We start from the raw sequence: 26872 nt of genomic DNA, 5'->3' as shown, positions 1-26872 counted from the left end.
GCAGGAAATTGCGACCATCGGCCCATGGTGGTTCGGCTCACCGAGGAGAACTGGGCGGCGACCCGGAAGTATCTGCGCGAGACCGGCGACCGGTTCGCCGGGCTGCTGACCTCGCCCGGTTCCCAGACCAAGGCCACCGCCACCTGGACGGTCACCGATACGGCGGCGCACGTCGCCACCCTCGCGCGGATGTATCACCAGATGGTCGATCCCGCCGGTTGCGAGGATCCACTGGCCGTATCCGAGGACCTCATCCGGAGCACGATCGTCGATACGGTCGACACCGCGAACGAGGAATTGCTGCGCCTTTTCCCCGAGCGCGATCCGCAAGCGCTCGCGGACGTCCTGGTCCGCGATATCGACCGGCTCCTGACGGCGACCCGGGACGCCGATCCGGCGACGGCGCTGCCCTGGCTGGGAGGCTCGCGCGTCCCGGTCGGCGGGCTGCTGGCGCATCTGCTCAACGAGCTCCAGATCCACGGGCGCGACATGGCCCGGCCCCTGCGCATGCGCTGGGACGTCCCGCCGCAGGAGGCGGCGCCCTTCTTCGAGATGTTCCTCGTCGGGGTGACCGAGTACGGATACGGGCGGCTGCTGGAGGGCCACGGCCCCGCGCCCGCCGGACGGATCGCCGTCGAGTTCCGCTCCGACCACACCGCCCCCGTGGTGATGGCGATGACCGACGGGTTCGTCACCGTGGAGGAGCCCGGCGACCGCCCCGACGTGCGGCTCTTCTTCGACCCGACGGCGCTCAACCTGATGCTGTTCGGACGGATCGGCAGAGCGCGGGCGGTGCTGGGCCGGAAGGTCGTCATTCGGGGCCGGCGGCCCTGGGTGCTCCCCGCGTTCCTCCGCATCATGCGTCTTCCCTCATAAACGGCGACGCTTCGCTTTCGCCGGCCCCCCTCACGGGGGAAGCGACCGCCGTCACCGATGACTTCTCGCCGCGCCGGAGGTCTATACAGGTGATCATTCCAGCGAGCTGAGGAGCCGAATGCGTGAGGCGACCGGCGCATCGGCGCCCCCCCGATCGAGCGCGTGCGTCCTGGAGCGCTCGATCGGTTTTCTCCTGACCGCCGTCCAGCCCGTGACGCGGTCCATGCTCGCGCACCCGACGCCGTGTGCGGCATGGGATCTCAACATGCTGCTGCTGCACGTCGACGACTCCCTCGCGGCGGTGCACGAGGGCCTGGCGGCGGGCCGGGTCGGCATCCGTCCGGTCGCGGCCGACGCGTCCGGCGATCCGGTGTCGGCGCTGCGCGTCCGCGCCGTCCGCCTGCTCCGCCACTCCATGGCCTCCTCCGGCCGCCCGGACCGCGGCGCGGGGACGGCGGCGGTCGGCGACCTGAGCCTCCCCGTCGAGACGGTGGCCGGCGCGGGCGCCCTGGAAGCGGCCGTGCACGGCTGGGACATCGCCCAGGCGACCGGCGAGAGGCGTCCCCTACCTCCGGACCTGGCCGCCGACCTCCTGGACGTGTCGAGGACGCTGGCGCCGCCCCGCTGCCGGCGGCCGCTGTTCGGCGAGCCGGTGGATCCCCGCCCGCACGCGTCGCCCGGCGACCGTCTCGTCGCCTTCCTCGGCCGCCGCCCGATGACCTGAGAGAACCCTCGCAGGAGGTTGCTTCACACAACTTTCTGCGATCCAATAAGTTTCGTGAAGCAACTCGATGTGCGCAGCGTCGCCCGCATCCCCACCGCGCCGGACGACGTCCGGATCCGCCCGTACGGCGTCACCGACCGCGACCGCGTGCGGCGGATGTCGGACCGGCTGTCGGCCGCCAGCCTCTACACGCGCTTCTTCTCCGGCATGCCCCGCATACCCGACCACTACGTCGGCCTCCTGGAGAGCCTCGACCACTGGGACCGCGAGGCCCTCGTCGCGCTGGACGGGGACGAGATCCTCGGCATCGCCGAGTACGTCCGCGACGCATCGCGGACCTGGCGCGCCGACCTCGCCGTCCTCGTCGCCGACCCCTGGCAGCGCCGGGGCCTCGGCAGCGTCCTCGTCGGCTGCCTGTCCGAGCTCGCCGGACGGCGCGGCATCACCGAGTTCGACGCGGACGTCATCCTCACCAACCGGCAGGCGCTGATGTTCGTCCGGAGCGGCTGGCCGGCGGCCCGATCCACCAGGGACGGCGGCTCCGCCCACTTCCGCCTGCCGCTCCCCGTGCCCGCCTGACCCCGGCCGGTTGAATCCGGACGGGGGCGCCCGCTTACCATGACCGGCATGACCCAGAACCTGCTCGGCGGCCCCGCTCCGACCGAACTTCCGGACAACGTCGAGGCCCGGACGGCCCTGGAGGAGGGCGTCGACCCGTTCGAGGTCGCCGCGCGCCACCCGGACCACCCGGGCGCGTGGGCCGAGCTGGCCGACCGTTCCTTCGCCAAGGGCAGCGTCATCGACTCCTACGCGTTCGCCCGCACCGGCTACCACCGCGGGCTGGACCAGCTGCGCCGGGCGGGCTGGAAGGGCCACGGCCCCATCCCGTGGGAGCACGAACCGAACCGCGGCTTCCTGCGCGCCCTGCACGCCCTCGCCAGGGCCGCCGCAGCCATCGGCGAAGAGTCCGAGGCCGAGCGCTGCAAGACGTTCCTGCGCGACAGCAGCGCCGAGGCCGCCGACGCCCTCAACGGCTCCTGACGCCACCGATCGAGCGCGCCGCCCGGGATGCCTGGGCGGCGACGCCGGGGATGCCCGACACCAGGAAGGGGCCGCCGCCGGCGAGGTCGCCGGCCACGTGCAGGCGATGATCGGGACGGCCGCCGACGAGGACCCGTCCCGTACCGGGGTCGGTGGCGAGGCCGCCGTCCGGGTCCAGCGCCGCGCCCCGGGCCAGGAGGGACGAGACGAGCGGCTCGGCCGCCCGCGGGATCGCGTGCGGCGGCGGGTTGACCGCGTTGATCACGACGTCGGCGGTGCGGACGCCCGCCGCATGCGTGATCTCGAATCCGGACCCGGCCTCGATCTTCTCGATCCCGGACAGCGCCTCCAGCGCCCCCGCCTCGAACAGTTCCAGCAGCAGAGCGGCGTTGCGGGGCACCATCGGCGAGGCCACGCTCGTGATCGTCCGGAAGTGGCGGCCGCGGAGCCGCTCCCGGTCGCTCGCCGGGAGCAGCCGCCACGCGACCGGACCGGCGGTGTGCGCGGCCTCCTGCACGATCCGGCGGCCGAGCTGCGGCGCGTCCACCATGGCGAGTTGCTCGCGCAGGCTCGCCGCCGGGTCCCGGTCCGGTGCCGCGGCGATCCAGGCCGCGAGGGCGTCCCAGCTCTCGCCGTGCCCCGCCAGCTCCATGCGGATCAGGTCGGTGAACTCCGCCAGCCGGATCGGGCCCTCCAGGGACCGCAGGCGGTCGGGCGCCAGGTACTGGAGGTCGGTCGGAGCGAGACGCTGCCAGACGAACGGGAGCGTCCCGCTTCGCGACACCATGCTGATCCGGCCGGTGTGCCCGCGCGCGGCCAGTGACGCCACGATGTCGACCGCGGTCAGGCCGGTCCCGATGACCGCCACGTCCCTTCGGGGCGGGACGTCGGCGAGGGTCCGCCGCAGGGGATACGGGTCGGCGACGAAGCCGGGCGCGCCCGCCAGCCCGTAGCCGTCGCGGGGGGCGCCCCCGCCGACGCAGAGGACGACCTGGTCGGCGGTGTACCGATGCCCGTCCGCCGTTCGCACGGCCGGGCGGCCCGCGAGGGACACCCCGGTCACGGCCGCGTCGACGAGCTCCGTCCGGGCGAACCGGGCGAGCGCGGCCTTCACCGTGTCCGCCAGGTACCGCCCGTACACTGCGCGCGGTGGGATCGGGCTGCCGAGCCGCTCGTCGGAGTGGGCTCCGGCGGGCGCGTCCCCGTCCAGCCAGCGCCGGTAATGCTCCCGGTCCCCGAACCGGATCGACATGATCTCCGGCGGGGCGTTGACGAGCACGGAGTCCAGGTCCGGCTGGTAGGGACGGCCGCGCCATGGCGGCGTCGAGGGGTCGAACACGGTGACGGACCGGATGTCCGAGGGGTCGAGGGCGTCCAGCAGCGCGACGGCCGCCGCACCCGCCCCGATGATCGCGATGTCCATGCGCCGAGCCTCGCCGCCCGGCCGCGTCCGCCCCATCCCCGCGGGCAAGGGGACGTTCCGGACCGCGATCCCCCATCTGAGGGGGAACCTCCGCCGCGCACGGCGGGCAGAATGGAACGATGATCGACCAGCGGGAACGGCGGGCCCTGCTCGACCGGGCCGCACGCGCACGGGACGCGTCCGGCCTGTTCGCGGGCGCCTCGTCGCGGCTCGGACGGCTGCTGGGCTTCCAGGCCGCCGCGTGGTCGGCCACCGACCCGGAGACCGGATTGATCACCGCGCCGATGCTGCTCGATAACCTCGGGCGCGGTGAGCAGTGCTTCGCCTACTGGGAGTGCGCGCTCCTGGAAGAGACCGTGCTGCCCTACCGCGACCTGGCCCGCGCCACCGTCCCGGCCGCCGGGCTCGTGGCGAGCACCGACGGCCTGCCCGCCCGCAGCGCGCAGTACCGCAGGCTGCTCGGCCGCCAGGGGATCGGGGACGAGCTGCGCGCCGTCATGCGGACCGGCGGCCGGCCCTGGGGCGTCGTCAGCCTGTTCCGCGAGAAGGGCCGGGAGCCGTTCGGCCCCGCGGAGGTCTCCCTCGTCGCGGGCCTCTCCGTGCCCCTCGCCGACCGCCTACGCGAGCTGGCCCGGCCCGTCCGGCCGCCGGGACAGGCCGCGGGGCAGGACCCGGGGCTCATCCTGTTCGACCCTGCCGGCACGCCCTTCTCGATCAACGACGAGGCGCGCCACCTCCTCTCCCGGCTCCCGGACGGCCCGTCCGTTCCGTCCCCGCTGGGCCCGCCTCTGCCGGTCTGGCTCGCTGGGACGGCCGCGCAGGCCCGCGCCGTCGCCGCCGGCCACGACCGCGGAGCGGCCCGCATCCGGATCCGCACCCGCGACGGCCAGTGGCTCGTCGTCCACGCCTCCTGCATGGACGGGGTTCCCGGCTCGCCCGGCCCCACCGCCGTGGTCGTCCAGCCGGCCGCCGGCTCCGACATGGCGCCGGTCATCGCGGAGGCGTACGGTCTGTCCGCTCGCGAGCTGGAGATCACCCAGCTGATCGCGCGCGGGTTGACCACGAGCGGAATCGCCGCCGAGCTGGTCATCTCCCCGCACACCGTCCGCGACCACGTCAAGACCGTGTTCGCCAAGATGCGCGTGTCGAGCCGCGGCGAGCTGGTCGCGAAGCTGTTCGCCGAGAACTACTGGCCGCGCCGGGGCCGGTGACCGGCGGCGAGGAACCGGCCTCCGGTTTCCTTGTCGCGCTCCTGCGGGTACGCTTTGATCGCAAGAGGCCCCTTCGCGCTTGCAGCGACCGGGGCCTTCGTCGTGGGAAGGAAAGTGGCATGCCTGCCATCGTTCTTGTCGGTGCCCAGTGGGGAGATGAGGGCAAGGGCAAGGCGACAGACCTGCTCGGTGGGGACGTCGACTACGTCGTCCGCTACCAGGGCGGCAACAACGCGGGCCACACCGTGGTCATCGGCGACAAGAGCTACGCGCTGCACCTGCTGCCGTCCGGAGTGCTGTCGCCCGACGTCATCCCGGTGATCGGCAACGGCGTGGTGATCGACCCGGCCGTGCTGCTGCAGGAGATCGACGGCCTGCGGGACCGCGGCATCGGCTGCGAGCGGCTGCTGATCTCGGCGAACGCGCACCTGATCATGCCCCACCACCGTGCCCTCGACAAGGTCACCGAGCGCTACCTCGGCAAGGCCCGGATCGGCACCACCGGCCGCGGCATCGGCCCCACCTACGCCGACAAGATCAACCGGATGGGCATCCGCGTCCAGGACCTGTTCGACCCGAACATCCTCACGCAGAAGCTCGACCTGGCCCTGCGCGAGAAGAACCAGGTCCTGACGAAGGTCTACAACCGCCGCCGCATCGAGACCGGGCCGATCGTCCAGGAGTACCTGGCCTACGGCGAGCGCCTCAAGCCGTTCGTCGCCGACACCACGCTCGTCCTGAACAAGGCGCTGGACGACGGCAAGGTCGTCCTGCTGGAAGGCGCGCAGGGCACGCTGCTGGACATCGACCACGGCACCTACCCGTTCGTGACGTCGTCCAGCCCCACGGCCGGCGGCGCGTGCGCGGGCTCCGGCGTCGGCCCCACCAAGATCAGCCGCGTGATCGGCATCCTCAAGGCCTACACGACCCGTGTCGGGTCCGGGCCGTTCCCCACCGAGCTGCTGGACGAGCAGGGCGAGTACCTGCGCACGACCGGCGGCGAGTACGGCGTGACCACGGGCCGCGACCGCCGCTGCGGCTGGTTCGACGCCGTGATCGCCCGCTACGCCACCCGCGTCAACGGCATCACCGACTACTTCCTGACGAAGCTGGACGTCCTGTCCGGCCTGGAGCAGGTCCCGGTGTGCGTCGCCTACGAGGTCGACGGCGTCCGGGTGGACGAGCTGCCCACGACGCAGACCGAGTTCCACCACGCCAAGCCCGTCCTGGAGTACCTGGACGGCTGGCAGGAGGACATCACGGGCGCCGAGAAGTTCGAGGACCTCCCCGCCAACGCGCAGGCGTACGTCCGGGCGCTGGAAGAGATGTCCGGCGCCCAGATCTCCGCGATCGGCGTAGGCCCCGGCCGCACCCAGACCCTTTCGATACGTCCCCTGGTCTGACCTCGCGTTCCCCTTGAGCTCACCCGTTCCTCACCGGGTGTTCGGTGACGGACGGTAGCGTGCGTTCGGTGATCTCTTCCGTCGAGGTGCACGGACACCGGGGGGCGCGCGGCCTCCGTCCGGAGAACACCCTGCCCGGCTTCGCCCACGCCCTCGACCTCGGCGTCGACACGATCGAGCTGGACGTGGGCCTGTCCTCGGACGGCGTCGTCGTCCTCGGCCACGACCAGGTGCTCTCCCCCGCCGTCCTCGCCGACACGGGCCCCGCCTGGCCGGGCGACCCCGCCTACCCTTACCTCGGCAAGCCCGTCCGCGAACTGTCCCTCGCGCAGTTGCGGACGCTCGACGCGGGCCGCGGCTGCGAGGCCGCCCCGATGCCCGGCACCCGCATCCCCACGCTCGCCGAGGCGTGCGCCCTGCTGGCCCCCAGCGGCGTCGGGCTCTCCGTCGAGCTCAAGACCGACCCGTCCTGGACCGGCGAAGAGGTGGAGCTCCTGACCGCCTCCGTGGCGGCCGTGCTGAGGGCCTTCGGCTGCACCGGACGCTCCCAGCTCCTGGCCTTCGACTGGCGCGTCCTGGCCGAAGCCCGCCGAAACCACCCGGACCTGGGCCGCGTCGCCCTGATGGAGCGCAAGACCCTCGTCCCGGAAAGCGACTGGCGCGCAGGCCACTCCCCGGCCGACCCGGTGGCCGCCGCCTTCACGCTCGGCGCCACCGCGGTCTCCCCCGAGCACCACATCACCACGCCCGCCCTCATAGACCAGGCCCACTCCCTGGCCCTCCCGGTCATCGTCTGGACGGTGAACACCCCCACAGACATGGCCCGCTTCATCAACTACGGCGTAGACGGGATAGTCACCGACTACCCAGACCGCCTCAAATCCCTCCAAGCACCAGCCCCCGCCCTCTGAAACAGGGCCGCACCAGACCCGCGCCCACAAGCGCACAGACCCCAGCCACCGCGGCAACCCCGCAACAACCTCAAGGGCCGCGATCGCGTCCAAAGGCAGATTCGAGCGAAGCAAGAATCTGATCGCGCAGCGAGCCGCAAGGCGAGCCGGAGCGATGCCAGCGATCGCCCGCGTTTCTCGACGATGGAGGGCCGCCAGGCCCGAAGGAGGAGAGAAATGCAGTGTCAGAGCCAGCCGTTGCGGCGGAAGCCTCGGTAGAGGGCGAAGCAGGCGAGGGAGATGACGCTGAGGATCATGGGGTAGCCGTACTGCCAGCGGGTTTCGGGCATGTGGTCGAAGTTCATGCCGTAGACGCCGGCGATGGCGGTGGGGACCATGAAGATGGCGCCCCACGCGGAGATCTTGCGCATGTCCTTGTTGTCGGCGACGGTGACCTGGGTCATGTGCGCCTGGAGGATGGGGTTGAGGAGCTCGTCGTAGGACTCGACCTGCTCGCGGACGCGGGTGAGGTGGTCCTCGACGTCGCGGAGGTACTCCTTGATCTCGGTCGGGACGAAGCGGCGGCCGGTCAGGTTGCGCAGCGGGCCGGCGAGCGGGCCCACGGCGCGCTTGAGCTGGATGACCTCGCGCTTGAGCCGGTAGATGCGGCGGGACTCGTCGGTGCGCTCGGGGGAGAAGACGGCCTCCTCGACCTCGTCGATGTCCTCCATGACGGCGTCGGCGACGCTCACGTAGCCGTCCACGACGCGGTCGGTGACGGCGTGGAGGACGGCGGCGGGGCCGAGGGCGAGGCGCGCGGGGTCCTTCTCCAGGTCGCGGCGGACGGGGCCGAGCGCGCCGTGGGCGCCGTGCCGGACGGTGACGACGAAGTCGGGGCCGCAGAACAGCATGATCTCGCCGGTCTCGACGACCTCGGCTCCGCTGGGGCCGCTGGAGACGTAGCCGACGGTCTTCATGACGACGAAGTGGACGTCGTCGTAGCGCTCGAGCTTGGGGCGCTGGTGGGCGTGGATGGCGTCCTCGACGGCGAGCGGGTGCAGGCCGAAGACCTCGGCGAGGTCGGAGAGCTCGCCGGCGGACGGCTCATGGAGGCCGACCCAGACGAAGCCGGCGCTGTCGCCGTCGGGGACGAGCCGGCCGTCGCGGACGAGGCGGACGGCGTCGGCGACGGTGGCGGTGCAGACGCGGTGGCCGTCGATGTAGGCGGCCCAGTCGATGACGGCGGAATCGCGGTTCGCAGCCTGCACGCCGCTGGGGCGGCCGCGCGTCTTGAACAGCGCGCGGCTCGGGCGGACTCGTGTCATGGCCATGGGAGGTGCTCCTAACCCGCCGGCCACGCACGTAGCGCGCGCTCAACCCAAGCTGGTCAGCGAAGGGAGCGCGCGAGGGCGACGGCCGGGCGCCAGAGGTAGGCGGACGGTGGAACAGTCCTGCTCGGACTGTGAGGGTTCTCCGGCGAACTGCAAGTATCACCAGGACTCATCCCGACCACCTCCTTTCGGGCACCTCGACACCGGGCGGTCAAGCCCGTGGCAGCCTACCAGCCGATATGTAGGACGCCGCCCGTATCGTTGAGGTTCACACATCCCCGGTGTGATGGGGGCCTCACCCCGCTGCATGCCCCTTCGCGCAAGGGTTATGCCCGCCCTGCACGGGACGGGGGACCAGTAGGCTCGCGACGTGCGAGTACTCGTCCTTGGATCAGGTGGCCGCGAGCATGCGCTCGCCCGCGCCCTGCACCGCGACCCTTCCGTCACCGCCCTCCACTGCGCCCCGGGCAATCCGGGCACGGCAGAGATCGCGGACAATCACCAGCTCGATCCGACGAACCGCACGGCGGTGGTGGAACTGGCCGCGCGGCTCCGGGTCGGCCTGGTCGTCATCGGTCCGGAGGCCGTGCTCGTGGCCGGCGTCGGCGACGCCCTGCGCAAGGCCGGCATCCCCTGCTTCGGGCCGGACCGGGCCGCCGCCAAGATCGAGGCGTCCAAGGCGTTCGCCAAGGAGGTCATGGCCGCGGCGGGCGTGCCCACCGCCGACGCGCGGGTGTGCGAGTCGAGCGGGGAGGTCGAGGAGGCGCTCGACGCCTTCGGCCCGCCGTACGTGGTGAAGGACGACGGGCTCGCGGCCGGCAAGGGCGTGGTCGTCACCGAGAGCCGCGACGAGGCATTGCGGCACGCCGACGCCTGCGACCGCGTCGTTGTGGAGGAGTACCTGGACGGTCCCGAGGTCTCCCTGTTCGCGCTGTGCGACGGGCAGCACGCCGTCCCGCTGCTGCCCGCGCAGGACTTCAAGCGCGCCTACGACGGCGACGAGGGCCCGAACACCGGCGGGATGGGCGCGTACACACCGCTGCCCTGGGCGCCGCCCGAACTGGTGGACGAGGTCATGTCCACGGTCGTCCAGCCCACCGTGGACGAACTGCGCCGCCGCGAGACCCCGTACGTCGGCGTCCTGTACGCCGGGCTCGCGCTGACGTCCAGGGGCGTGCGGGTGGTGGAGTTCAACGCGCGCTTCGGCGACCCCGAGACCCAGGTGGTGCTGGACCGGCTTGCCACCCCCGTCGCCACGCTGCTCCAGGCGTGCGCGATCGGCGGGCTCGACCCGAGCCTGCGGCTCGAATGGCTGCCGGGCGCGGCCGTCACCGTGGTCGTGGCCGCCGAGGGCTACCCGGCCGCCCCGGTGAAGGGCGATGAGATCACCGGCCTGGACGAGGCCGCCGCGGTCGAGGGGACCTACGTCCTGCACGCGGGCACCGCGCTCGGCGGCGAGGGGCAGCCGGTCGCGAACGGCGGACGGGTCCTCAACGTCGTCGGCACCGGACCCGACCTCGCCACCGCCCGCGCCGCCGCCTACGAGGCCGCGTCCAAGATCGGCCTGCGCGGGTCCCACCACCGGACGGACATCGCGCTGAAGGCGATCTCCATGCCATGATTACCTGATTACCTGATTACATCGATACAAGGTAGGTCGAGCATGGCTTCCCCCTCCGTGCCGGTGGGCGGAGAGGTGTACCGCGTCACGACGCTGGAGCTCTTCTTCGACCTGGTGTTCGTCTTCGCGGTGACCCAGCTCAGCCACGTGCTGGTCAAGGAACTGAACGTGCTGGGCCTGGTCCAGGTCGTGCTGATGTTCGGCGTCCTGTGGTGGATGTACGGCGGCTACGCCTGGCTGACCAACACCCTCACGCCCACGACCGCGGGGCGGCGCCTGCTGCTCCTGGTCGGGATGGGCGGGTTCTTCATGGTCGCGCTGGCCACCCCGACGGCGTTCAAGGGCGGCGGCGTCCTGTGGGGCGTCGGGTACCTGGTCCTGGTGCTCGCCCACGTGACGCTGTACGCGCAGGGCAACCCGAACATCCTGCGCGTCCTGCCGGCCAACCTCCTCGCGGCCGTGCTCATCATCGTCGCCGGGATCTTCGACCACGGGCCGGCGGTGTACGTGCTGTGGACGCTCGCGCTCGTCGTCCCGATCGTCCAGCCGTACATCGTGCCGGCGGGCGGGCTGTTCACCATCCAGCCCGCGCACATCGTCGAGCGGCACGGGCTGCTCGTCATGATCACGATCGGTGAGTCGGTGATCGCGGTCGGGGCGGGGGCCGAGCACGCGCACCTGGACGCGGGGCTGGTCGTCGCCGTGCTGCTCGGGCTGGCGCTCGCGGCGGCCTTCTGGTGGAGCTACTTCGCCCGCGACGACGAGCGCGCCGAGGAGTCGCTGACCGCCGCCGACGACGTGCGCCGCACCCAGATGACGATGTTCGGCTACTTCTACGCCCACATCCCGCTGGTCGTCGGGATCATCGTCGCGGCGGCCGGCATGGGGACGGCCGTCGGGCACGCCTGGGACGGCCTGCACACCGGCTCCGCGCTCGCCCTGGCGGGCGGCGTCGCGCTCTACCTGGCGGGCGACGTGGCGTTCCGCCGGGCCGTCCGCATCGGGCCGTCCCGCATCCGGCTCGGCGCCGCCGCGGTCGCGCTCGCGGCCGCCCCGCTGGGCCTCTGGCTGGCCGCCGCCGAGATCGCCGCCCTCGTCCTGGTGGTCGCCGCGGCGCTGGCGCTCGAACACGCGGCGACCCGGCCGGACGCCGCGGTTCCCGGCCTGGGACAATCGTCGGGTGATTGAGCGCTACACCCTTCCGGAGATGGGACGCGTCTGGAGCGACGCGCACAAGTACGAGCTGTGGTGCCAGGTGGAGGTCCTCGTCGTCGAGGCCCACGCCGAGGCCGGCACGATCCCGCCGGAGGTGGTGGAGCCGGTGCGCAAGGCGCCGCCGCCGACGCCGGAGGCCGTGCACGCCATCGAGGCGGTGACGCAGCACGACGTGATCGCCTTCCTGTCGGCGTGGGCGGACAACACCGAGCCCCGCGAGGCCGCCCGGTTCGTCCACTTCGGCATGACGTCGTCCGACCTGCTCGACACGGCGCTCGCGCTGCAGCTGGTCGAGGCCACCGACATCCTGCTGGAGAAGGCGGACGCGCTCGTCGCGACGCTGCGCGACCACGCGCTGGCCCACCGGGCGACGCTGCGGGTCGGGCGCACGCACGGCATCCACGGCGAGCCGGACGTGTGGGGCCACCGCGTCGCCGACTTCGCGTTCGCCATGGGCCGGTCCCGCGACCGGCTGCGGCGCGCCCGCGAGGCCGTGGGCGTGATGGCGATCTCCGGTGCGGTCGGGACGTACTCCAACATCGACCCGGCGGTCGAGCTGCACGTCGCGCGCAAGCTCGGCCTGAAGGCCGCGGACGTGTCGACGCAGGTCGTCCTGCGGGACGGGATCAGCGAGTGGGTCTCGTCCCTGGCGATCATGGCGACGGTGTGCGAGGCGATCGCGCTGGAGGTGCGGCACGGGCAGCGCACCGAGGTCCGGGAGCTGTGGGAGCCGTTCGGCAAGGGCCAGAAGGGCTCGTCGGCGATGCCGCACAAGAAGAACCCGATCATCTCCGAGCGGCTGGCGGGGATGGCGCGGATCGTGCGGGCCCAGATCGTCCCGGTGCTGGAGGGCATCCCGCTGTGGCACGAGCGCGACATCTCGCACTCCTCCACCGAGCGGATCGCGCTGCCGGACGCCTCCGTCGCGCTCGACTACATGCTGAACCTGACGAACCGCCTCATGTCCGGCCTCGTCGTCGACGAGGCGCGGATGCGGGAGAACCTGGATTCGACCGGCGGGCTCATCTACACCTCGACCGTCCTGCTGGAGCTGGTCGAGGCGGGCATGTCGCGCGACGACGAGGCCTACCCGCTCGTCCAGAAGGCCGCCATGCAGACGTGGGAGACCGGCGCTCCGTTCCGCGAGACCCTGCGCGTGCACGCGGCGGAGGCGGGCCTCACGCTGGACGAGAAGCGCCTGGACGAGGTGTGCCGCCCCGAGCGCTTCGTCAAGCGCCTCGGCCCGATGTTCGACCGCCTGACCGCTCTCAGGTAGGAGGGGCCGTGCAGGGGACCCTGACCGAGCTGAACGCCTACCCGCTCAAGAGCGGCGGCGGGACCGCGCTGCGCAGCGCCGAGCTGACTGCGCGCGGCCTGCCGTTCGACCGCGAGTTCATGCTGGTCACCCCCGAGGGCCGCTTCCTGTCCCAGCGCGACCACGCCCGGATGGCGCTGATGCGCCCGTCCTACGACGGGACGGTCCTCACGGTGGACGCCCCCGGCGCCCCGCGGCTCGTCCACAAGGCCGCGGACGAGGGCGAGGTGCGGGAGGTCTCCGTCCAGCGGTCGCAGTGCCAGGGCGTCGACCAGGGCGACGAGGCGGCGGCCTGGTTCGGCGACCTGCTCGGCGCCGACTGCCGCCTCGTGCGCTTCACCGGCCTGCGTCCCACGTCCCGCGGCGGGGGCGAGGTCATGTTCGCCGACGGCTACCCGCTGCTGGTGATCTCCGCCGAGTCCCTCGCCGACCTCAACGCGCGGCTGGACGAGCCGCTCCCGATGAACAGGTTCCGCCCGTCCCTCGTCGTCGAGGGCCTCGGCCCCTACGGCGAGGACGAGGTGCGCCTGCTGCGCGTCGGCGAGACCGTCATCGAGATGGTCAAGCCGTGCACCCGCTGCGTCATCACCACCACCGACCAGCGGACCGCCGAGCGCGGCCGTGAGCCGCTGCGGACGCTCGCCTCCTACCGCACCCGGGACCGCGGCATCCAGTTCGGCCAGAACTGCGTCCCGCGCGTCCTCGGCACGCTCAGGGTGGGCGACCCGGTGGAGGCCGTGGCGGCCCGCACCCCCTGATGATCTTCAAAACCCCGGCGGCGGAGGGCCGCCGCCCCTAGGCTCCCCCCTGGGAATTTTCCCAGGGAACGCGAACCTTTGGCGTGTTCCGGAGGTCTCAACGAGCAGACTGACGCCCGCGGGGCCGGGCCGGACGCCACACCTCCGGCCCGATGGTTTACTGGGGTCGCGTCGGCAGCGGGGGGACACCGTCAGGCACGCTCGGCCCTCGTGCTCCCAACTGGATCGCACAGCAAGCGCACCCGAGAGGAAGTTAGGCGGCATGAGCATGGGCCACGAGGTTCGCTACCGCATGCGCGGCGGCCGACAGCTGCACGGCACGGTCTTCATCCAGGGGGCGAAGAACGCCGTCCTGCCGATGATCGGCGCCTCGCTGATGGCCTCCCGGGGACGCACCGTGCTGCGCAACGTCCCGATCATCGAGGACGTGCGGCGGGCGGTGGAGCTGGCGCGGGCCATCGGCGCCAAGGCCGAGCTCCACGAGACCGAGCGCACGCTGGTGATCGACGCCTCGACGCTGAGCAGCCCCGTGCTGCCCGCAGAGATCGCGTCCCGGTTCCGCGGCTCGTTCCTGTTCGTCCCGGCGCTGCTGCACCGCCTCGGCGAGGCGGTCATCGAGGGCGTCGGCGGCTGCAACCTCGGCAGCCGCAACCTGGACTTCCACTACAACGGCTTCAAGCGGATGGGCGCCACGGTCACCGAGCACGTGGCCGACAACGGCGACGGCATCATCCACATCAAGGCCGGCGACCTGCGCGGCGGCACGCTCTACTGCGACACCCCCTCGCACACCGGCACCGAGAACCTGATCATGGCTGCGGCGCTGGCGCACGGCACCACGCTGATCAAGAACGCGGCACTGGAGCCGGAGGTGCTGGACAACATCGCCATCCTCCAGGCGATGGGCGCCCGGATCAGCGGCGGCGGCACCGGGTTCATCACGGTCGAGGGCGTGGACGAGCTGACCGCCGTCGAGCACACCGTGATGCCCGACCGGATCGACGCCGGCGTGTTCGTGATGGCCGCCGCGATCACCGGTGGCGACCTCAGCCTCGTCGGCGCCTCGCTGGAGCACCTCGGCGTCGCCGCCGACAAGCTGGAGCAGATGGGCGTGGAGTTCCACCAGCAGGGCGCCGTCCTGCAGGTGCGCCGCGACCGGACGCTCCGCCCGATCAACGTCATCACCGACGAGTACCCGGGCTTCGCCACCGACCTGCAGTCGCCGATCATGGCGGTGTCCTGCCTGGCCGAGGGCCCGTCCTACATCTACGAGCGGATCTTCGACGGCCGGTTCAAGCTGGCCGGCGAGCTGGCGAAGATGGGCGCCGACATCGAGGTGGACGGCAACCGCGCGAAGGTCAACGGCCCGCGCGGGCTGCGCGGCGCCGAGGTCGAGGCCCACGACCTGCGCTGCGGCAGCGCCCTGGTGCTGGCCGGCCTCGCCGCCGAGGGCGAGACCACCATCACCTCGGCCTACTACCTCGACCGCGGGCACGCGCACACGGCCGAGCGGCTCTCCCAGCTCGGTGCCGAGATCGTCCGAGAAGTCGGCTAGCGCCGGGGCGCTCTCGCGGCGCCGCGAGGTCCGGGGCCACCGCGCGCCGCTCGGCCGAATGTGGCCTCGGGCCTGACCAACTCCTGGTTGATCCCTGACGAGCCGTGTAACGATCCGCGGCAAATCCGTTGAGCCGTGCGTTACCGCCTGGTCACGCACGGCTCGGGCGGAGCTTCCTTACCGCCCGAACACCGACTCTCTGACCTGCGATGTCATGCGTGGAACGGTCCGAATCGACCGGACCGTAACGCGGTAAAAAATCACCGACCGCCTCGGGCCGCACGGCCTGGACGGATCACTCGTCTTTCCGGAGCAGGCGAGATCGGGTCGCCGGATTTCGGCCCTCGCGTAAACCAAACGGACACCGCAGGGGTCCCTCCAGTACGTAGGAGCGTCAGGAAGGGGCCCCCGCTGTGATTTCGGGTCTTGTTTTTCAACTTCGGACATCCGAAGATGCAGGATCAAGACTGGCCGATTGGTGACAAATTACTGACCAAGGGGTCGCGTAGGTTACTTTTTCGCCGCACTCTTGATTCGATTTCGCGTCTGGGTGTCACATCGCGTCGCCCTGACCCGATCTGCCAGCTAGAAGGAGATCTCCCCCGCTTCGCGAGGCGGGAGGGAGCTCGGGCAAGACGGACCTCCTCCACTTTCCGGAGGCGGGTTCGCGGGAAGTCGAATCGCACGGGAACTGCGGGTGCTGGGTCAGAAGGCAGGGGCGTCAAGCCATGAGTCAACCGTTGGGCGGAACGTGCGCGATCAGATGGCCGGGGCGGCGCCCCCGCCGAGAGGCCGGATGGGAAGCGAGCGATCACCGATGACCGCGGCGCGAACGGGGTCCGTCACCCCCGACCTCACGATCGGGGTCGTCGGCCCCCATGACCTCGTCGAACGGGTCATGCTCATGGGCCACGGCCCCACACCCGTACCGAGCAGGCTGGTGGCCGCCGCGTACCGCGACGAGCAGGAGGCGGCCGACAAGGTCGTGCGCCTCGGCTCGGGCGTGGACGTGTGCCTGTTCGCCAGCCCGGTCCCGTACGACTTCGCGCGCAAGGCCGGCGTCCTGACGATGCCCGCCACCTACGTGCCGCTGAACGGCGCCGCACTGCAGGGCGCGCTGCTGCGGGCCTCGCTCGACGAGCGCTTCGACCCGTCCAGGGTCAGCATCGACGTGCTCGGACGGGCCGAGGTCGAGGAGGCCTACTCCGAGATCAGCCTCGGCACCGAGCAGGTGCACCTGCGCGAGGAGGCCGCCGGTCCCGGCACGCTCGCCGCGTTCCACGAGCGGCTCTGGCGGCGCGGCGCGACCACCGTCGCGATGACCTGCGTACACGCCACCGCCGAGCGCATGGAGATGGCGGGCGTCCCGACCATCCGCGTCCGGCCGACCGGCGCCGCGATCCGCAGCTCCCTGCAGACCGCCGCGCTCCTCGGCGCGCACCACCGCCTGGAGGAGTCGCAGCTCGTCGTCGTCCTGGTGGACGTGCCGACCCTCCGCGAGACTCCGCGCCGCGTCACCCCGCGCTACTGGCGCGACGAGCTGAAGCTGGCCCTGCACCGGGTGCTCCTCCAGGAGGCGCACCGGATGAACGCCTCGGTGTGGCCCGTCGACGACCACAGCTACCTCGTCATCGCCACGCGCGGCTCGGTCACCGCGTCCACCGAGGGCTTCCGGACGCCGCCGTTCGTCGAGCGCGTCCGCGAGGAGCTCGGCCTGGCCATCGAGGTCGGCATCGGGATGGGCCGCACGGCCCACGAGGCGGAGAACCACGCCCGCGCCGCCCTGGCACGCTCCCAGAGCTCCCAGCGGGCGCAGGGCTTCGCGCTGGACCGCGACGGCCGCGCGCTCGTCCCCGCGCCCCGCACGCCGCCGCGCACCCAGCCGCAGGCCAAGCCGAAGGGCCTGGAGATCCTGGCCCGGCTCGCCGACAAGCTCGGCGACCAGGAGCAGCCCCTCATCGTGGACGCGGAGAACGCCGGCAAGATGCTCGGCGTCACGCCCCGCACGGCCCGCCGCCTCCTGCGCACGCTCGTCGAGGAGGGCCTCGCCTGGCCGCTCCCGCCGAACCGCACCCCCCAGCCCGGCCGCCCCCGCCAGCTCTACCGCCTGATCGTCGAGAAGCTGGGCCCGGCGAAGACGAGCTGAGGGGGCGGGCTGCGGTCAGCGCCTGAAGGTGCCGGCGACGGTCAGGAAGGCGTCGTTCTCCTCGGGGGAGCCGATGGAGACGCGGGCGCCCTCGCCGTCGAAGGGGCGGACGCTCACGCCGTGGGCGTCGCAGGCGGCGGAGAACTCCATCGTGCGGTCGCCGAGGCGCAGCCAGACGAAGTTGGCCTCGGTGGGCGGGACCGTCCAGCCGTCGGCGAGGAGGGCGGCGCGGACGCGGTCGCGCTCCTTCACCGTGCCCTCGACCCGTTCCATCAGCTCGTCGGTGGCGTCCAGGGACGCGATGCCGGCGGCCTGCGCGACGGAGTTCACGCTGAACGGCAGGAACGTCTTGCGGATGGACCCGGCGACGAGCGGATGCGCCACGAGGTAGCCGATGCGCAGGCCCGCGAGCCCGTAGGCCTTGGAGAACGTGCGCAGGATCGCCAGGTTCGGGCGGTCGCCGTAGAGGGTGAGGCCGTCGGGCACGTCGTCGTCGCGGACGTACTCGCGGTACGCCTCGTCCAGGACGACCAGGCAGTCGGCGGGGACCCGGTCCAGGAACGCCTCGATCTCCGCGCGGCCGACGGCGGTGCCGGTGGGGTTGTTCGGGTTGCAGACGAAGACCACGCGCGTGTTCTCGGTGATGGCGTCCGCCATCGCGCGCAGGTCGTGGGTCTCGTCCCGCAGGGGCACCTGGACGCTCGTCGCGCCCGACAGCGACACCAGCAGCGGGTACGCCTCGAACGACCGCCACGCGTACACGACCTCGGCGCCCGGCTCGGCGACCGCCTCCAGCAGCATCTGGGTCATCCCGACGGAACCGCAGCCCACCGCGACGTGGTCGGCGGGGACGCCGCAGAACGACGCGATCGCCTCGGTCAGCGAGGTCGCGTTGTTGTCCGGGTAGCGGTTGACGTTGCGCGCCGCCTCGCCGATCGCCTCCACGACCGAGGGCAGCGGCCCGTGCGGCGACTCGTTGGACGACAGCTTGAACGAGCGCCCCTCGGGCGACACCACGACCTTGCCGGGCCTGTAGGCCACGAAGCGGTCGAGGACGGAGCGGAAGCGGGGTGTGGTTGCCTCGGACACCGTTGTCCTCCAGATTGCACAGGGGTGGTGATCCCCAGCCTACGCAGCGTTCCTCATCATCCAACAAACAGCCACGATCCGGACGAACTCCCAGTCCTGGGTGTCCTGCGGCCACCATCCCCGCCTGAACGCGTCCTCCGCGAAACCGTGCAGGTACCCCATCAGCTCGTCCACGCCGGGCGGTTCGCCGGGCGCGCCGAGCTCGTCGCGGAGGCCGGCCACGTGCTGGTCGACGGCCGCCGCGAGGCCCGGCGAACCGGCCATCTCCGCGACGCCCGCCTCACCGATGTCCCGGACGAGCAGGCCGAGCACTTCGGGCGAGTCACCGTTCATAGGGGGTGAAACTAGCAACGGTCCGGCGCTGCTCGGAACATCACCCCAGGTAAAAGCTCATCCGCGGGGCCGCAGCATGGGCGGCCTCAACTGCTCGGCATCGCCCCTGCGGTAAAGGCGCGCGGGACGTCCGCCGTCGCGCGTCGTGGTCTGATCGGTCGGGATGAGGAACCGGTCGGCGCCGGTCACCTTCCGATGGAAGTTCCGCGGGTCCAGGGTGGTGCCCCACACGATCTCGTAGACGCGCCGCAGCTCGGCGACCGTGAACTCGGGCGGGCAGAACGCCGCCGCCAGGGAGGTGTACTCCAGCTTCGCGCGCGCCCGCTCCATCCCGTCGCCGAGGATCCGGCGGTGGTCGAACGCGGCCCGGTCGTGGTGGAGGAGGTCGTCCACGGCCGTCCACAGCACCTGGGCGCGGCTGGAGGCGGGCAGGTCCGGCGCCAGCCCCAGGTACGCCACGCTCACCACCCGCTGCCGGGGGTCGCGGTCCGGGTACCCGTAGGTGGCGAGCTGCTCCAGGTGGATCCGCACGTCCGCGAGCCCGGCCCGCTCGGCCATCAGCCGGGCCGCGGCCACCGGCAGGTCCTCGTCGAGCTGGATGAACCCGCCCGGCAGCGACCACGCCCCCTCGTACGGCGGCCGGTCGCGCCGCCACCGCAGAGCGCACAGGCGCTGCTCCCGGACGGTGAGCACCACGAGGTCGACGGAGACGGCAAGCCGGGGCACGGGCATGCAACGAACTTAGCGGGGCCGGCCCCCCACTGAGGCCAGGAAGGCCCGGCGGGGCCGGGCCTTCCGCGCATCGGCGCCTAGTCTTCCTTGGGGATCTCGACGGGGACGGTCGCGGCCGGGACGCCGTTGTGGCCGTTGGCTCCCGCGGGGGCGCTCTGGTTCAGCCCGGCGAGCAGCTGGCGGGCGACGCCGAGGCCGGTGCCGCCGAGCGTGAGGGCCTTGGCGAGCATGTCCTCGACGCCCTGGGCGCCGTTCAGCACGACCATGTTGTCGACGTTGCCGAACACGCCCGCGCCGGCCTCGACGATCTGCGGCCACTGCTCGGCGAGCTGCTGGGCGATGACGGCGTCGGTGTTCTCCGCCAGCGCCTCCGCGCGGGCCTTGATCGCCTCGGCCTCGGCCAGGCCCTTGCGCCGGATCGCGTCGGCCTCGGCCTCACCCATCAGCCGGATGGCCTCGGACTCGCGCTGCGCCTTGAGCTGGACCTCGGTCGCCGCGGCCTGGGCGTAGGAGATGCGCTCCTCGCGCTCGGCCTCGGCCAGCTTGACCTGCTCGTAGGCGCGGGCGTCGGCGGGCTTGCGGATCTCGCTCTCCAGCCGCTTCTCGGTGCGCTCGGCCTCCAGTTCGGCGTTGCGGGTCTCCTTGAGGATGACCTCCTGGCGCGCCTGCTGCGCGGCCTGCTGCACCTGGCCCTGGTACTCGGCCTTCTTCATCTCGGTGTCCCGGATGACCGCCGCGTTCTGCCGCTCGGTCTCCTGCTCGCGCTCGGTGGCCTCCTGGTTGCGCTCGGCCTCGGCGATGCGGGCGGACGAGGCGACCCTGGCGGCGTGCGGGCGGCCGAGGTTGGTGATGTAGCCGGTCTCGTCGTCGATCTCCTGGATCTGCAGGGAGTCGACGACCAGGCCGAGCTTGCTCATCTCGTCGGCGGCCGAGCCGCGGGTCTCGGAGGTGAGCCGCTCGCGGTTGAGGATCAGGTCCTCGACGGTGAGGTTGCCGATGATGGAGCGCAGGTGGCCGGTGAACAGCTCGTGGATCGCGCCGTCCATCGAGTTCTGCTGCTCCAGGAAGCGGCGCGCGGCGTTGGCGATCGACACGAAGTCGTCGCCGACCTTGTAGATGACCACCCCGCGGACCTTGACCGGGATGCCCTGCTGCGTCACGCAGTTGACCTCCAGGTTCGCGGCCCGGCTGTCGAGCCGCAGCCGGCGGGCGACCTGGAAGCCCGGCAGGACGGACGTCCCCTTGCCGGTCACGATCTTGAACCCGAGGCTGTCCACGCCGTCGATCGGCTTGGACCTGGCGCCGAGCCCGGAGATGATCAGGGCCTCGTTCGGCTCGGCGACCCGCCACACCATCTTGAACAGAACGATCAGCACGATGACGGCGACGACGACACCGATCGCCAGGACGAGCACGGGCATACGGGCCTCCTCCTCCGGGGGTAGGGCGGCCGGCCCGAAGCGTCAGGCCCGTCCGCGTTTCCCATCAGACGCGGCGGAGGGGTGTTCGGTTCGGTCTCCGAACCGGATCTTCACGTCCGCATCAGGCCAGGCTCCGCGGGACGCTCAGTGGGCCAGCGCGGGCGCCACGTACACCGTCCGGGGCGGGTGGTACTCGACCACGACGACGATCGAGCCGACGCCGATCTCGTCGCGCGGGTCGACGGAATGGGCGTAGAACGCCTCCGCCCCGCCGCGGACCGCGATCATGACCTCGCCGACCAGCCCGGGTCCGATCCGGCCGGTCACCCGGCCCTCCTTACCGATCAAGGAAACCCCCTGGCCCGGTCCGCCCGGAGCCGCTCTCCGCGCCGCGTAGGGCGAACGCTATCCGCTGCGCGGCGGGGACGGCGAGCGGCGGGACTCAGGACAGGACGCGGCCGGCCTGGGCCAGCGCCTCGCCGGCCAGGCGCTCGGCGTCGGCGCGGGTGGCGCCGGGCCCGAAGACGGTGATCGTGGCGAGGTAGCGGGGGCCGCGGAACACGACGTACCACGTCCGGGTGCGGGTGCCGCCGCCGACGGTGGCGACGCCGATGGTGCGCGAGCCCTCGCCGATCTCGCCCTTCGGCGCCTCGGCCACCTTGTGCGCGGCCCAGGTGGTGCCCACCCGGGTGCGGAACTTCAGGCAGCCGGGAGGCACGCGGGCGTTGACCTGCTTCTCGGCGTCGGCGGCGGACAGGCTCATGAGGGTCTCGGTCGCGGTCAGGCCGCGGCCGCCGGTGAACGAGACGAGCGCGGCGGGCACGTCGCCGGCCACGTCGCCGCCCGGGCGGGCCTTCCCGCAGGAGGGCTTGTCCAGGACGGCCTCCCGCTGGAGCCTGGAGGCGTTCTGGATGGCCTTCAGCGAGCCGTACTCGCCCCAGTCGGGCTCGCCCGCACGCCGGTAGCCGGACGGCTGCTGGAGCAGCGCCTGCGCGAGCTGGGCGGAGGTGTGGCCGATGCCCGCCACCTCGGCGCGGGCGGTGCCGCGCACCTGGCGGGCGCGCTCGGCGTCGCCGCCGCACGCGGTGGCCGCGACGGCCGTCGACAGCAGCAGCGTGACCGGGAGGAGCCTGTGCGCCATGGCGGCGACACTACGGCGCGAAAGGGGCGCACCGCCCCGGACGACACGCGGGTCAGCCCTTTTCGGCCCGCTCGTTGTACTCCGCGGCGTACTCCTGGCCGGACATCTTCTGGATCGTCTCGACGATCTCGTCGGTGATGGCGCGGCGGGCCTTGGCGGGCGGCAGGTCCCGGTAGTGGGAGAAGTCCATCGGCGGGCCGATCCGCACGGTGGGGCGCGGGCCGAACACGCGCGGGAGCCCCGCGCCGATCGGCTGGATCTTCTCGGTGCCCTCCAACGCGACCGGCAGGACGCGGGCGCCGGACTCCAGGACGAGCCAGCCGATGCCCGTCCGGCCGCGGTAGAGGCGGCCGTCGGGCGAGCGGGTGCCCTCGGGATAGATCGCGAACGCGCCGGCGTTGTCGAGGACCTCGGCGGCCTGCTCCAGGGCGCCCATGGCGGCTCGCCGGGCGCCGCGCCGCACCGGGACGTGGCCGAGGTTGGTGAGGAACCAGCGGACGAAGCGGTTCTTGAGCCCGCCGCCCTCGAAGTAGGCCGCCTTGGCGATGTAGGTGACCGGGCGCGGGACCGCCAGGGGGATGATGAAGCTGTCGATGAACGACAGGTGGTTGCTCGCCACGATGAGCGGCCCGTAGCTCGGCACGTTCTCGCCGCCCACCACCCGCGGACGGAAAAGCAGCCAGAGGATCGGACGCACCACGCGCGTCATGAACGTGTAGAACACCCAGCCTCCCGAATTTCGCCACCGCCACTGTAACCTCTGCACCGATCCGGGCCCGGGTCAGCGTCCTCCTTTCCCCGCCCCAGAGAGTGCCATGAATGACCAAAGTGCTGGTCAAAGGCCGGGTGGACGGGATTCGAGACCATTCCTTACTGCCAAGTAAGTTTCTCTTCGGTAAGTTATTACCTCGTTTACCGGATCTCCCGGGAGGCACCCGGATGCCCCGGGCGCATCGTCAGGTACAGTCGGGACCGGGGATCAGACGGGCGTCCGGACCCACGTTACGGTCCGAGCCGGGGGCGGGCGACCTGGTCCCTTACCCGGGAACTGCTTGGAATGCGGGCACGGGTGCGCAATCCTGAGGAGTCACCTGAGATGGCCGGGTACCACCGGAGTGGGGCGTGAGGTGACGATGGACTTCGACATCAGCCTGATGCGCGACGACCGCTGCACGCTCGTTCGCGTGAAGGGCGACATCGACGTCGTGTCCCGAGCGCGCTTCGAGGAGGCCCTCTTCGAAGCCGTCGAGTCGGGCGAGGCGATGGTCGTCGACATGCGCGAGGTCACGTTCTGCGACTCCACCGGCCTGAACGCGATCGTCGCCGCCAACCGCCGCGCCGGCGAGCACGGGACGCACCTCGCGCTGGTGGCGCTGCCGCCCCGCGTCCAGCGGGTCTTCCGCATCACCGGGCTCGACAAGTTCATCCCGATCCACGAGACGCTGCGCGAGGCCGTCACCGCCTTCCCGTCCACCACTCCGTAGGGCCCTGCCCGGCCGGGTCAGGTACAGCCCTCGAACTGGGGCACGCTGGTCGTCAGCTTGAGCCCCGACTTGCCGAACCACGTGTTCAGCAGCCGCTGGGCGGTGCCGTCCTGGTACATGTCCGTGATCGCCCGGTTGACCTCCTCGCAGCCCTTGAGGTCCCCCTTCTTCAGGCCGACGCCGTACTTCTCGTCGGTGAACGGCGCGTTGATCATCCGTCCGGGGCGGCCGGTGGCGAACCCGGCGAGGATCAGGTCGTCGGTCGACACCGCGTCGAGCCGGCCGCCGGCGAGCGCGTCCATGCAGGCGCCGTAGGTGTCCACGGTGACCGGCTGCGCGGCCACCTTGCGCTCCTCGATCACGCGGCGCCAGGAGTTGGACCCCTTCACCTCGCAGATCCGCTTGCCCTTCAGGTCCCGCACGTCCTTGATCGCGGCGGCGTCGGCACGGACGAAGGTGTCCTGGTGGGCGACGTAGTACGGCCCGGCGAAGGTGACCTTCGACTTCCGCTTCGCCGTGATCGAGTACGTCGCGACGATCATGTCGACGTCGCCCTTGGCGAGCGCGTCCTCGCGGACCGAGGAGTTCGTCGTCCTGAACGTCAGGCGGCTCTTCGGGACGCCCAGCTTGCCGGCGATGTAGGTCGCGACGTCGACGTCGAAACCCTCGTAGACCCCGTCCGGGCGCTTCACGCCGAGGGCCGGCTGGTCCTCCTTCACGCCGATCACGAGGGAGCCCTTCTCGGCGACGGACTGCTCCTCCTCGGCGCCGAGGCCGCAGGCGGACAGCAGCGCCCCCGCGGCGAGGACGGCCCCCGGGGCGGCGATGGCACGGGTCGCGCGCATGGCTTGGTCTCCTTGATCAGGCGAACTCGGTCAGCGGAACTCGGCCAGCCGGGGACGGACCCCCGCGATGATCAGTGCGGCGATGACGACGGCGGCCACCGGCGGCACCGCGTTCCAGCCGCGCAGCCCGCCGTCGGCGTCCCTGATCGCCTTGTCGAAGGCGTCCTGGTGGACGGCGGTCAGCGAGCTCAGCGCCGCGTCGTAGGCGTCGAAGTCGCGGATCGCGTTGGACGTGCGGCCCATCCGCAGGTCGACCGCGCCCGACCGGTTCCCCGCCGACGCCAGCTGCCGCATCCGCGCGTCGTTGCGCTGGACGGCGATGTACGCGCGCAGCATCTTCACCACCGCGTCGCCCTCGCGGCCGCTCCAGGCCGTGCTCGCTTCGCTCTCGAAGAGGCCGAGGAACGGCTCGGGGCCCTTGTCGGGCCGGTACGGGGCGACCTTCTGCTCCAGGCCCGCGTAGTAGTTCTCCAGGTTCACCGGCTTGTCGCCGATGTCGGGGTAGATGACCGACAGCGACTTGTCGAGGTAGGTCTGCTCGTAGGTGTCGGCGCGGCCGGGGTCGAGGAGGTAGCGGCTCTCGTCCCCGAACGCGCTGTGGCTGATCGCGCGGGCCCGCGAGAGCTGCAGGATCGAGTCGAAGCCGTCCTCCTTGGCGGTCCTGATGTGCCCCGCGTGGGCGGTGAGCAGGCCCGCCCCGACCGCGGTGAGGACGACGGTCGCGAGCGTCGCCAGCACCAGCGCCGGGTTCAGCACCCGCCGGAACGTCCGCACCAGGTACAACTGCGTCGCGATCAGGAGCAGCAGCACGACCAGACCGGTGAGGGCGACCCAGGTGCGCCCGGTGAGCACCGCGGACCGCTTCGTCTCGTACGACTGCCGGACGTTCGCGCCGGTGTCGAGCGTGATGTTGTACGCCTTCGGCAGCAGTTGCAGCCTCATCAGGTCGGTGGCCTGCCGGTAGGCCTCCAGTACCTGCTGCGGCGTCTCGCCGGGCGCGTGGTTCGACTGCGCGTCGAGCTGCATGGCCTGGCCGACGAGCCGCTCGTACCTGCCGAGGCCGTTCAGCACCTCCTGGACGGTCCGCCGCAGCGCCGGGTCGCGCCCGGCGAGCTGCGCGGCCTGCACCGCCGCCGCGTCGGCCTCCGCGCGGCGCCTCTCGTACACCCGCAGGGTCTCGTCGTAGCCGATGCCGAGGCCGTGCTCGCGGCCGATCAGCAGGATGCTGGAGACCTGCGCGTCCATGTCGCTGAGCGCGAAGTACAGGGTGCCGGTCGCGACGACCTGCGGGCCGGCGTCGTGCCCGATCGTCTCGACGGAGTCGCGCGCGTTGCCGATGGCCACGGTGAGGACGGCCAGCAGCGCCACGAGCGCGGCCACGCAGAGCACGACATGCGCCCGGATGCGGCCCGGGATCGTCTTGAGCCACCGTCCGCGCACGAACGTCCTCAGGCGGCCGCCGCGCCGCGTTTCGGCGGGCGTCCTGTCCGGGAGCGGCGCGGGCGGGGCGGGCGGCCGTGGAGCGGGAGCCGCCGGCGGTGCGGGACTCATCGTCATGACGTGCCCTCCTGCAGGGACAGCGTGATGGTCGTCCAGGCGCCCACATGGATGCGGTCGCCGTCGCCGACCGGAACGGGCACGTTCACCGGGATCGGCTCCGTTCCGCCGTTCACCGTGGTGCCGTTGGTCGAACCGGGGTCGATCAGGTTCCACGCGCCGTCCGGCCGTGCGAGCAGGACGGCGTGCAGATGCGAGACGCCCGGGTCCTCGGGCGGCGCGCTGAGGTCGATCTCGGGCAGCAGCGCGCGGGTGGCGCTGCGCCGCCCGATCCGGATCTGGCCGCCGAGCAGCGGGACGCGGCGCTCCGGGCAGTACGGCGGGAACGCGAGTCCGCCTCCGTCCGGTCCCATCTCCGCGACGACCGAGTCGAAGTAGGCGCGGTCGGCCATGACCAGCGCGTGCGGGCCGGCCGCGGGGGCCGGGACCGGCCGTGGGACGACGGGCACGCTGCCGTCCCGCTGCTGCGGCACCAGCGGCACCGCGTGCGCGGTGCCCGCCGGGGTGAACTCGACGGTGTAGACCGTGCCGGTCTCGAAGTCGTACCCGTCCTCCTCGCAGAAGCGGCCGGAGCGCGGCGTCCCGCAGTGCGGGCAGGCCGGCTCCTCCGCCGCCGCGGGCTCGGCGGCCGGCGCGGGCACCGGCGCGGGCTCGGGCGCGGGCTCGGCGAACTCGGCGCGCTGCGCGCCGTCCATGAGGTCGCCGCACACGTCGCAGTAGTCGGTGGACTGGGACGTGTGCCCGCTCGGGCAGACCGGCAT

The 26872-nt window shown here is 72.1% G+C and carries 26 protein-coding genes; 14 read left to right on the top strand and 12 right to left on the bottom strand.

All coding sequences use genetic code 11. From position 1 onward, the window contains the following. The first annotated feature begins 24 nt into the window (after window positions 1–24). From AB0H37_RS16500 to AB0H37_RS16485, 4 genes are all read left to right on the top strand, one after another. Entirely contained in the window at window positions 25–876 is an 852-nt protein-coding gene (locus tag AB0H37_RS16500; protein WP_360613436.1) for a maleylpyruvate isomerase N-terminal domain-containing protein, read from the top strand. A 118-nt stretch (window positions 877–994) separates the two neighbouring features. Beyond that, window positions 995–1600: a TIGR03086 family metal-binding protein gene (locus tag AB0H37_RS16495; RefSeq protein ID WP_360613434.1), complete on the top strand. Its 606-nt coding sequence runs from the start codon at window positions 995–997 to the stop codon at window positions 1598–1600. Between the two features lie 54 nt (window positions 1601–1654). After that, window positions 1655–2179 carry a GNAT family N-acetyltransferase gene (locus AB0H37_RS16490; RefSeq protein WP_229810184.1) on the top strand — a complete coding sequence of 175 codons (525 nt, stop codon included), beginning with the start codon at window positions 1655–1657 and terminating at the stop codon, window positions 2177–2179. Between the two features lie 39 nt (window positions 2180–2218). Beyond that, a complete protein-coding gene (locus AB0H37_RS16485; protein WP_179831713.1) occupies window positions 2219–2641 on the top strand; it encodes a DUF3151 domain-containing protein in 423 nt (140 codons plus the stop codon). Here AB0H37_RS16485 and AB0H37_RS16480 read toward each other — a convergent pair. Next, the gene (locus AB0H37_RS16480) at window positions 2628–4064 is read right to left on the bottom strand and encodes an FAD/NAD(P)-binding protein (protein WP_360613431.1); all 1437 of its coding nucleotides are present in this window, start codon (window positions 4062–4064) and stop codon (window positions 2628–2630) included. The genes AB0H37_RS16485 and AB0H37_RS16480 overlap by 14 nt on opposite strands. Before the next feature lie 119 nt (window positions 4065–4183). Here AB0H37_RS16480 and AB0H37_RS16475 point away from each other — a divergent pair, with 119 nt between their 5' ends. The 3 genes from AB0H37_RS16475 (at window position 4184) to AB0H37_RS16465 (ending at window position 7589) form a co-directional block, all read left to right on the top strand. Then, window positions 4184–5275, top strand: coding sequence for a helix-turn-helix transcriptional regulator (locus tag AB0H37_RS16475; protein WP_360613429.1), 1092 nt, complete (start codon window positions 4184–4186; stop codon window positions 5273–5275). Window positions 5276–5394: 119 nt separating this feature from the next. Further along, the gene (locus AB0H37_RS16470) at window positions 5395–6678 is read left to right on the top strand and encodes an adenylosuccinate synthase (protein WP_360613427.1); all 1284 of its coding nucleotides are present in this window, start codon (window positions 5395–5397) and stop codon (window positions 6676–6678) included. A gap of 68 nt (window positions 6679–6746) precedes the next feature. Beyond that, window positions 6747–7589, top strand: coding sequence for a glycerophosphodiester phosphodiesterase family protein (locus tag AB0H37_RS16465; protein ID WP_360613425.1), 843 nt, complete (start codon window positions 6747–6749; stop codon window positions 7587–7589). Window positions 7590–7813: 224 nt separating this feature from the next. Here the strand turns inward: AB0H37_RS16465 and AB0H37_RS16460 are convergent, their stop codons facing one another. Then, on the bottom strand, window positions 7814–8899 hold the full coding sequence (locus AB0H37_RS16460; RefSeq protein WP_329096838.1) for a magnesium and cobalt transport protein CorA: 1086 nt from the start codon (window positions 8897–8899) through the stop codon (window positions 7814–7816). A 370-nt stretch (window positions 8900–9269) separates the two neighbouring features. Here AB0H37_RS16460 and purD point away from each other — a divergent pair, with 370 nt between their 5' ends. The 6 genes from purD to AB0H37_RS16430 all read left to right on the top strand — a co-directional run bounded on the left by purD (window position 9270) and on the right by AB0H37_RS16430 (window position 17509). Further along, on the top strand, window positions 9270–10520 hold the full coding sequence (gene purD / locus AB0H37_RS16455) for a phosphoribosylamine--glycine ligase (protein WP_360613422.1): 1251 nt from the start codon (window positions 9270–9272) through the stop codon (window positions 10518–10520). Between the two features lie 42 nt (window positions 10521–10562). After that, window positions 10563–11708 (top strand): low temperature requirement protein A, encoded by a 1146-nt coding sequence (locus AB0H37_RS16450; protein WP_179831708.1) that lies wholly within the window; start codon window positions 10563–10565, stop codon window positions 11706–11708. Beyond that, window positions 11701–13011, top strand: coding sequence for an adenylosuccinate lyase (purB, locus tag AB0H37_RS16445; RefSeq protein WP_179831707.1), 1311 nt, complete (start codon window positions 11701–11703; stop codon window positions 13009–13011). Before AB0H37_RS16450 ends, purB begins: the two co-directional genes overlap by 8 nt. An 8-nt stretch (window positions 13012–13019) precedes the next feature. Further along, complete coding sequence (locus tag AB0H37_RS16440; protein ID WP_329096842.1) at window positions 13020–13808, top strand: MOSC N-terminal beta barrel domain-containing protein; 789 nt, start codon at window positions 13020–13022, stop codon at window positions 13806–13808. A 268-nt stretch (window positions 13809–14076) separates the two neighbouring features. Further along, on the top strand, window positions 14077–15363 hold the full coding sequence (gene murA / locus AB0H37_RS16435; protein ID WP_179838279.1) for a UDP-N-acetylglucosamine 1-carboxyvinyltransferase: 1287 nt from the start codon (window positions 14077–14079) through the stop codon (window positions 15361–15363). Window positions 15364–16180: 817 nt separating this feature from the next. Next, a complete protein-coding gene (locus AB0H37_RS16430; protein WP_179831705.1) occupies window positions 16181–17509 on the top strand; it encodes a transcriptional regulator in 1329 nt (442 codons plus the stop codon). Between the two features lie 15 nt (window positions 17510–17524). Here AB0H37_RS16430 and hisC read toward each other — a convergent pair whose 3' ends face one another. The 7 genes from hisC to AB0H37_RS16395 all read right to left on the bottom strand — a co-directional run bounded on the left by hisC (window position 17525) and on the right by AB0H37_RS16395 (window position 22949). Further along, entirely contained in the window at window positions 17525–18598 is a 1074-nt protein-coding gene (gene hisC / locus AB0H37_RS16425; RefSeq protein ID WP_329096845.1) for a histidinol-phosphate transaminase, read from the bottom strand. Window positions 18599–18637: 39 nt separating this feature from the next. After that, window positions 18638–18931, bottom strand: coding sequence for a DUF6401 family natural product biosynthesis protein (locus tag AB0H37_RS16420; RefSeq protein ID WP_360613418.1), 294 nt, complete (start codon window positions 18929–18931; stop codon window positions 18638–18640). Between the two features lie 57 nt (window positions 18932–18988). Further along, window positions 18989–19663 (bottom strand): NUDIX domain-containing protein, encoded by a 675-nt coding sequence (locus AB0H37_RS16415; protein WP_179831702.1) that lies wholly within the window; start codon window positions 19661–19663, stop codon window positions 18989–18991. Between the two features lie 77 nt (window positions 19664–19740). Beyond that, window positions 19741–21084 carry an SPFH domain-containing protein gene (locus AB0H37_RS16410; RefSeq protein WP_329096848.1) on the bottom strand — a complete coding sequence of 448 codons (1344 nt, stop codon included), beginning with the start codon at window positions 21082–21084 and terminating at the stop codon, window positions 19741–19743. A gap of 144 nt (window positions 21085–21228) precedes the next feature. Beyond that, window positions 21229–21411: a hypothetical protein gene (locus AB0H37_RS16405; protein ID WP_229810183.1), complete on the bottom strand. Its 183-nt coding sequence runs from the start codon at window positions 21409–21411 to the stop codon at window positions 21229–21231. 115 nt (window positions 21412–21526) lie between these two features. After that, window positions 21527–22225: a hypothetical protein gene (locus tag AB0H37_RS16400; protein WP_329096851.1), complete on the bottom strand. Its 699-nt coding sequence runs from the start codon at window positions 22223–22225 to the stop codon at window positions 21527–21529. Window positions 22226–22277: 52 nt separating this feature from the next. Beyond that, window positions 22278–22949 carry a lysophospholipid acyltransferase family protein gene (locus tag AB0H37_RS16395; RefSeq protein WP_360613416.1) on the bottom strand — a complete coding sequence of 224 codons (672 nt, stop codon included), beginning with the start codon at window positions 22947–22949 and terminating at the stop codon, window positions 22278–22280. A gap of 409 nt (window positions 22950–23358) precedes the next feature. Between AB0H37_RS16395 and AB0H37_RS16390 the strand changes: the two genes are divergently transcribed. Continuing rightward, window positions 23359–23709, top strand: coding sequence for an STAS domain-containing protein (locus AB0H37_RS16390; RefSeq protein ID WP_179831697.1), 351 nt, complete (start codon window positions 23359–23361; stop codon window positions 23707–23709). 17 nt (window positions 23710–23726) lie between these two features. On the opposite strand, the gene AB0H37_RS16385 is transcribed toward AB0H37_RS16390, so the two are convergent. The 3 genes from AB0H37_RS16385 to AB0H37_RS16375 are packed head-to-tail and all read right to left on the bottom strand — an operon-like array spanning window position 23727 to window position 26872. Beyond that, on the bottom strand, window positions 23727–24554 hold the full coding sequence (locus AB0H37_RS16385) for a glutamate ABC transporter substrate-binding protein (protein ID WP_360613413.1): 828 nt from the start codon (window positions 24552–24554) through the stop codon (window positions 23727–23729). A gap of 30 nt (window positions 24555–24584) precedes the next feature. Further along, a complete protein-coding gene (locus tag AB0H37_RS16380; protein WP_360613411.1) occupies window positions 24585–26111 on the bottom strand; it encodes a hypothetical protein in 1527 nt (508 codons plus the stop codon). Further along, a complete protein-coding gene (locus tag AB0H37_RS16375; RefSeq protein WP_360613410.1) occupies window positions 26108–26872 on the bottom strand; it encodes an FHA domain-containing protein in 765 nt (254 codons plus the stop codon). Before AB0H37_RS16375 ends, AB0H37_RS16380 begins: the two co-directional genes overlap by 4 nt.

The sequence above is a fragment of the Actinomadura sp. NPDC023710 genome, from assembly GCF_040639875.1.
GTDB classification, from domain to species: domain Bacteria; phylum Actinomycetota; class Actinomycetes; order Streptosporangiales; family Streptosporangiaceae; genus Spirillospora; species Spirillospora citrea.
The sequence above is the reverse complement of the archived record's forward strand: the minus strand, read 5'-3'. Positions and strand labels throughout refer to the sequence as shown.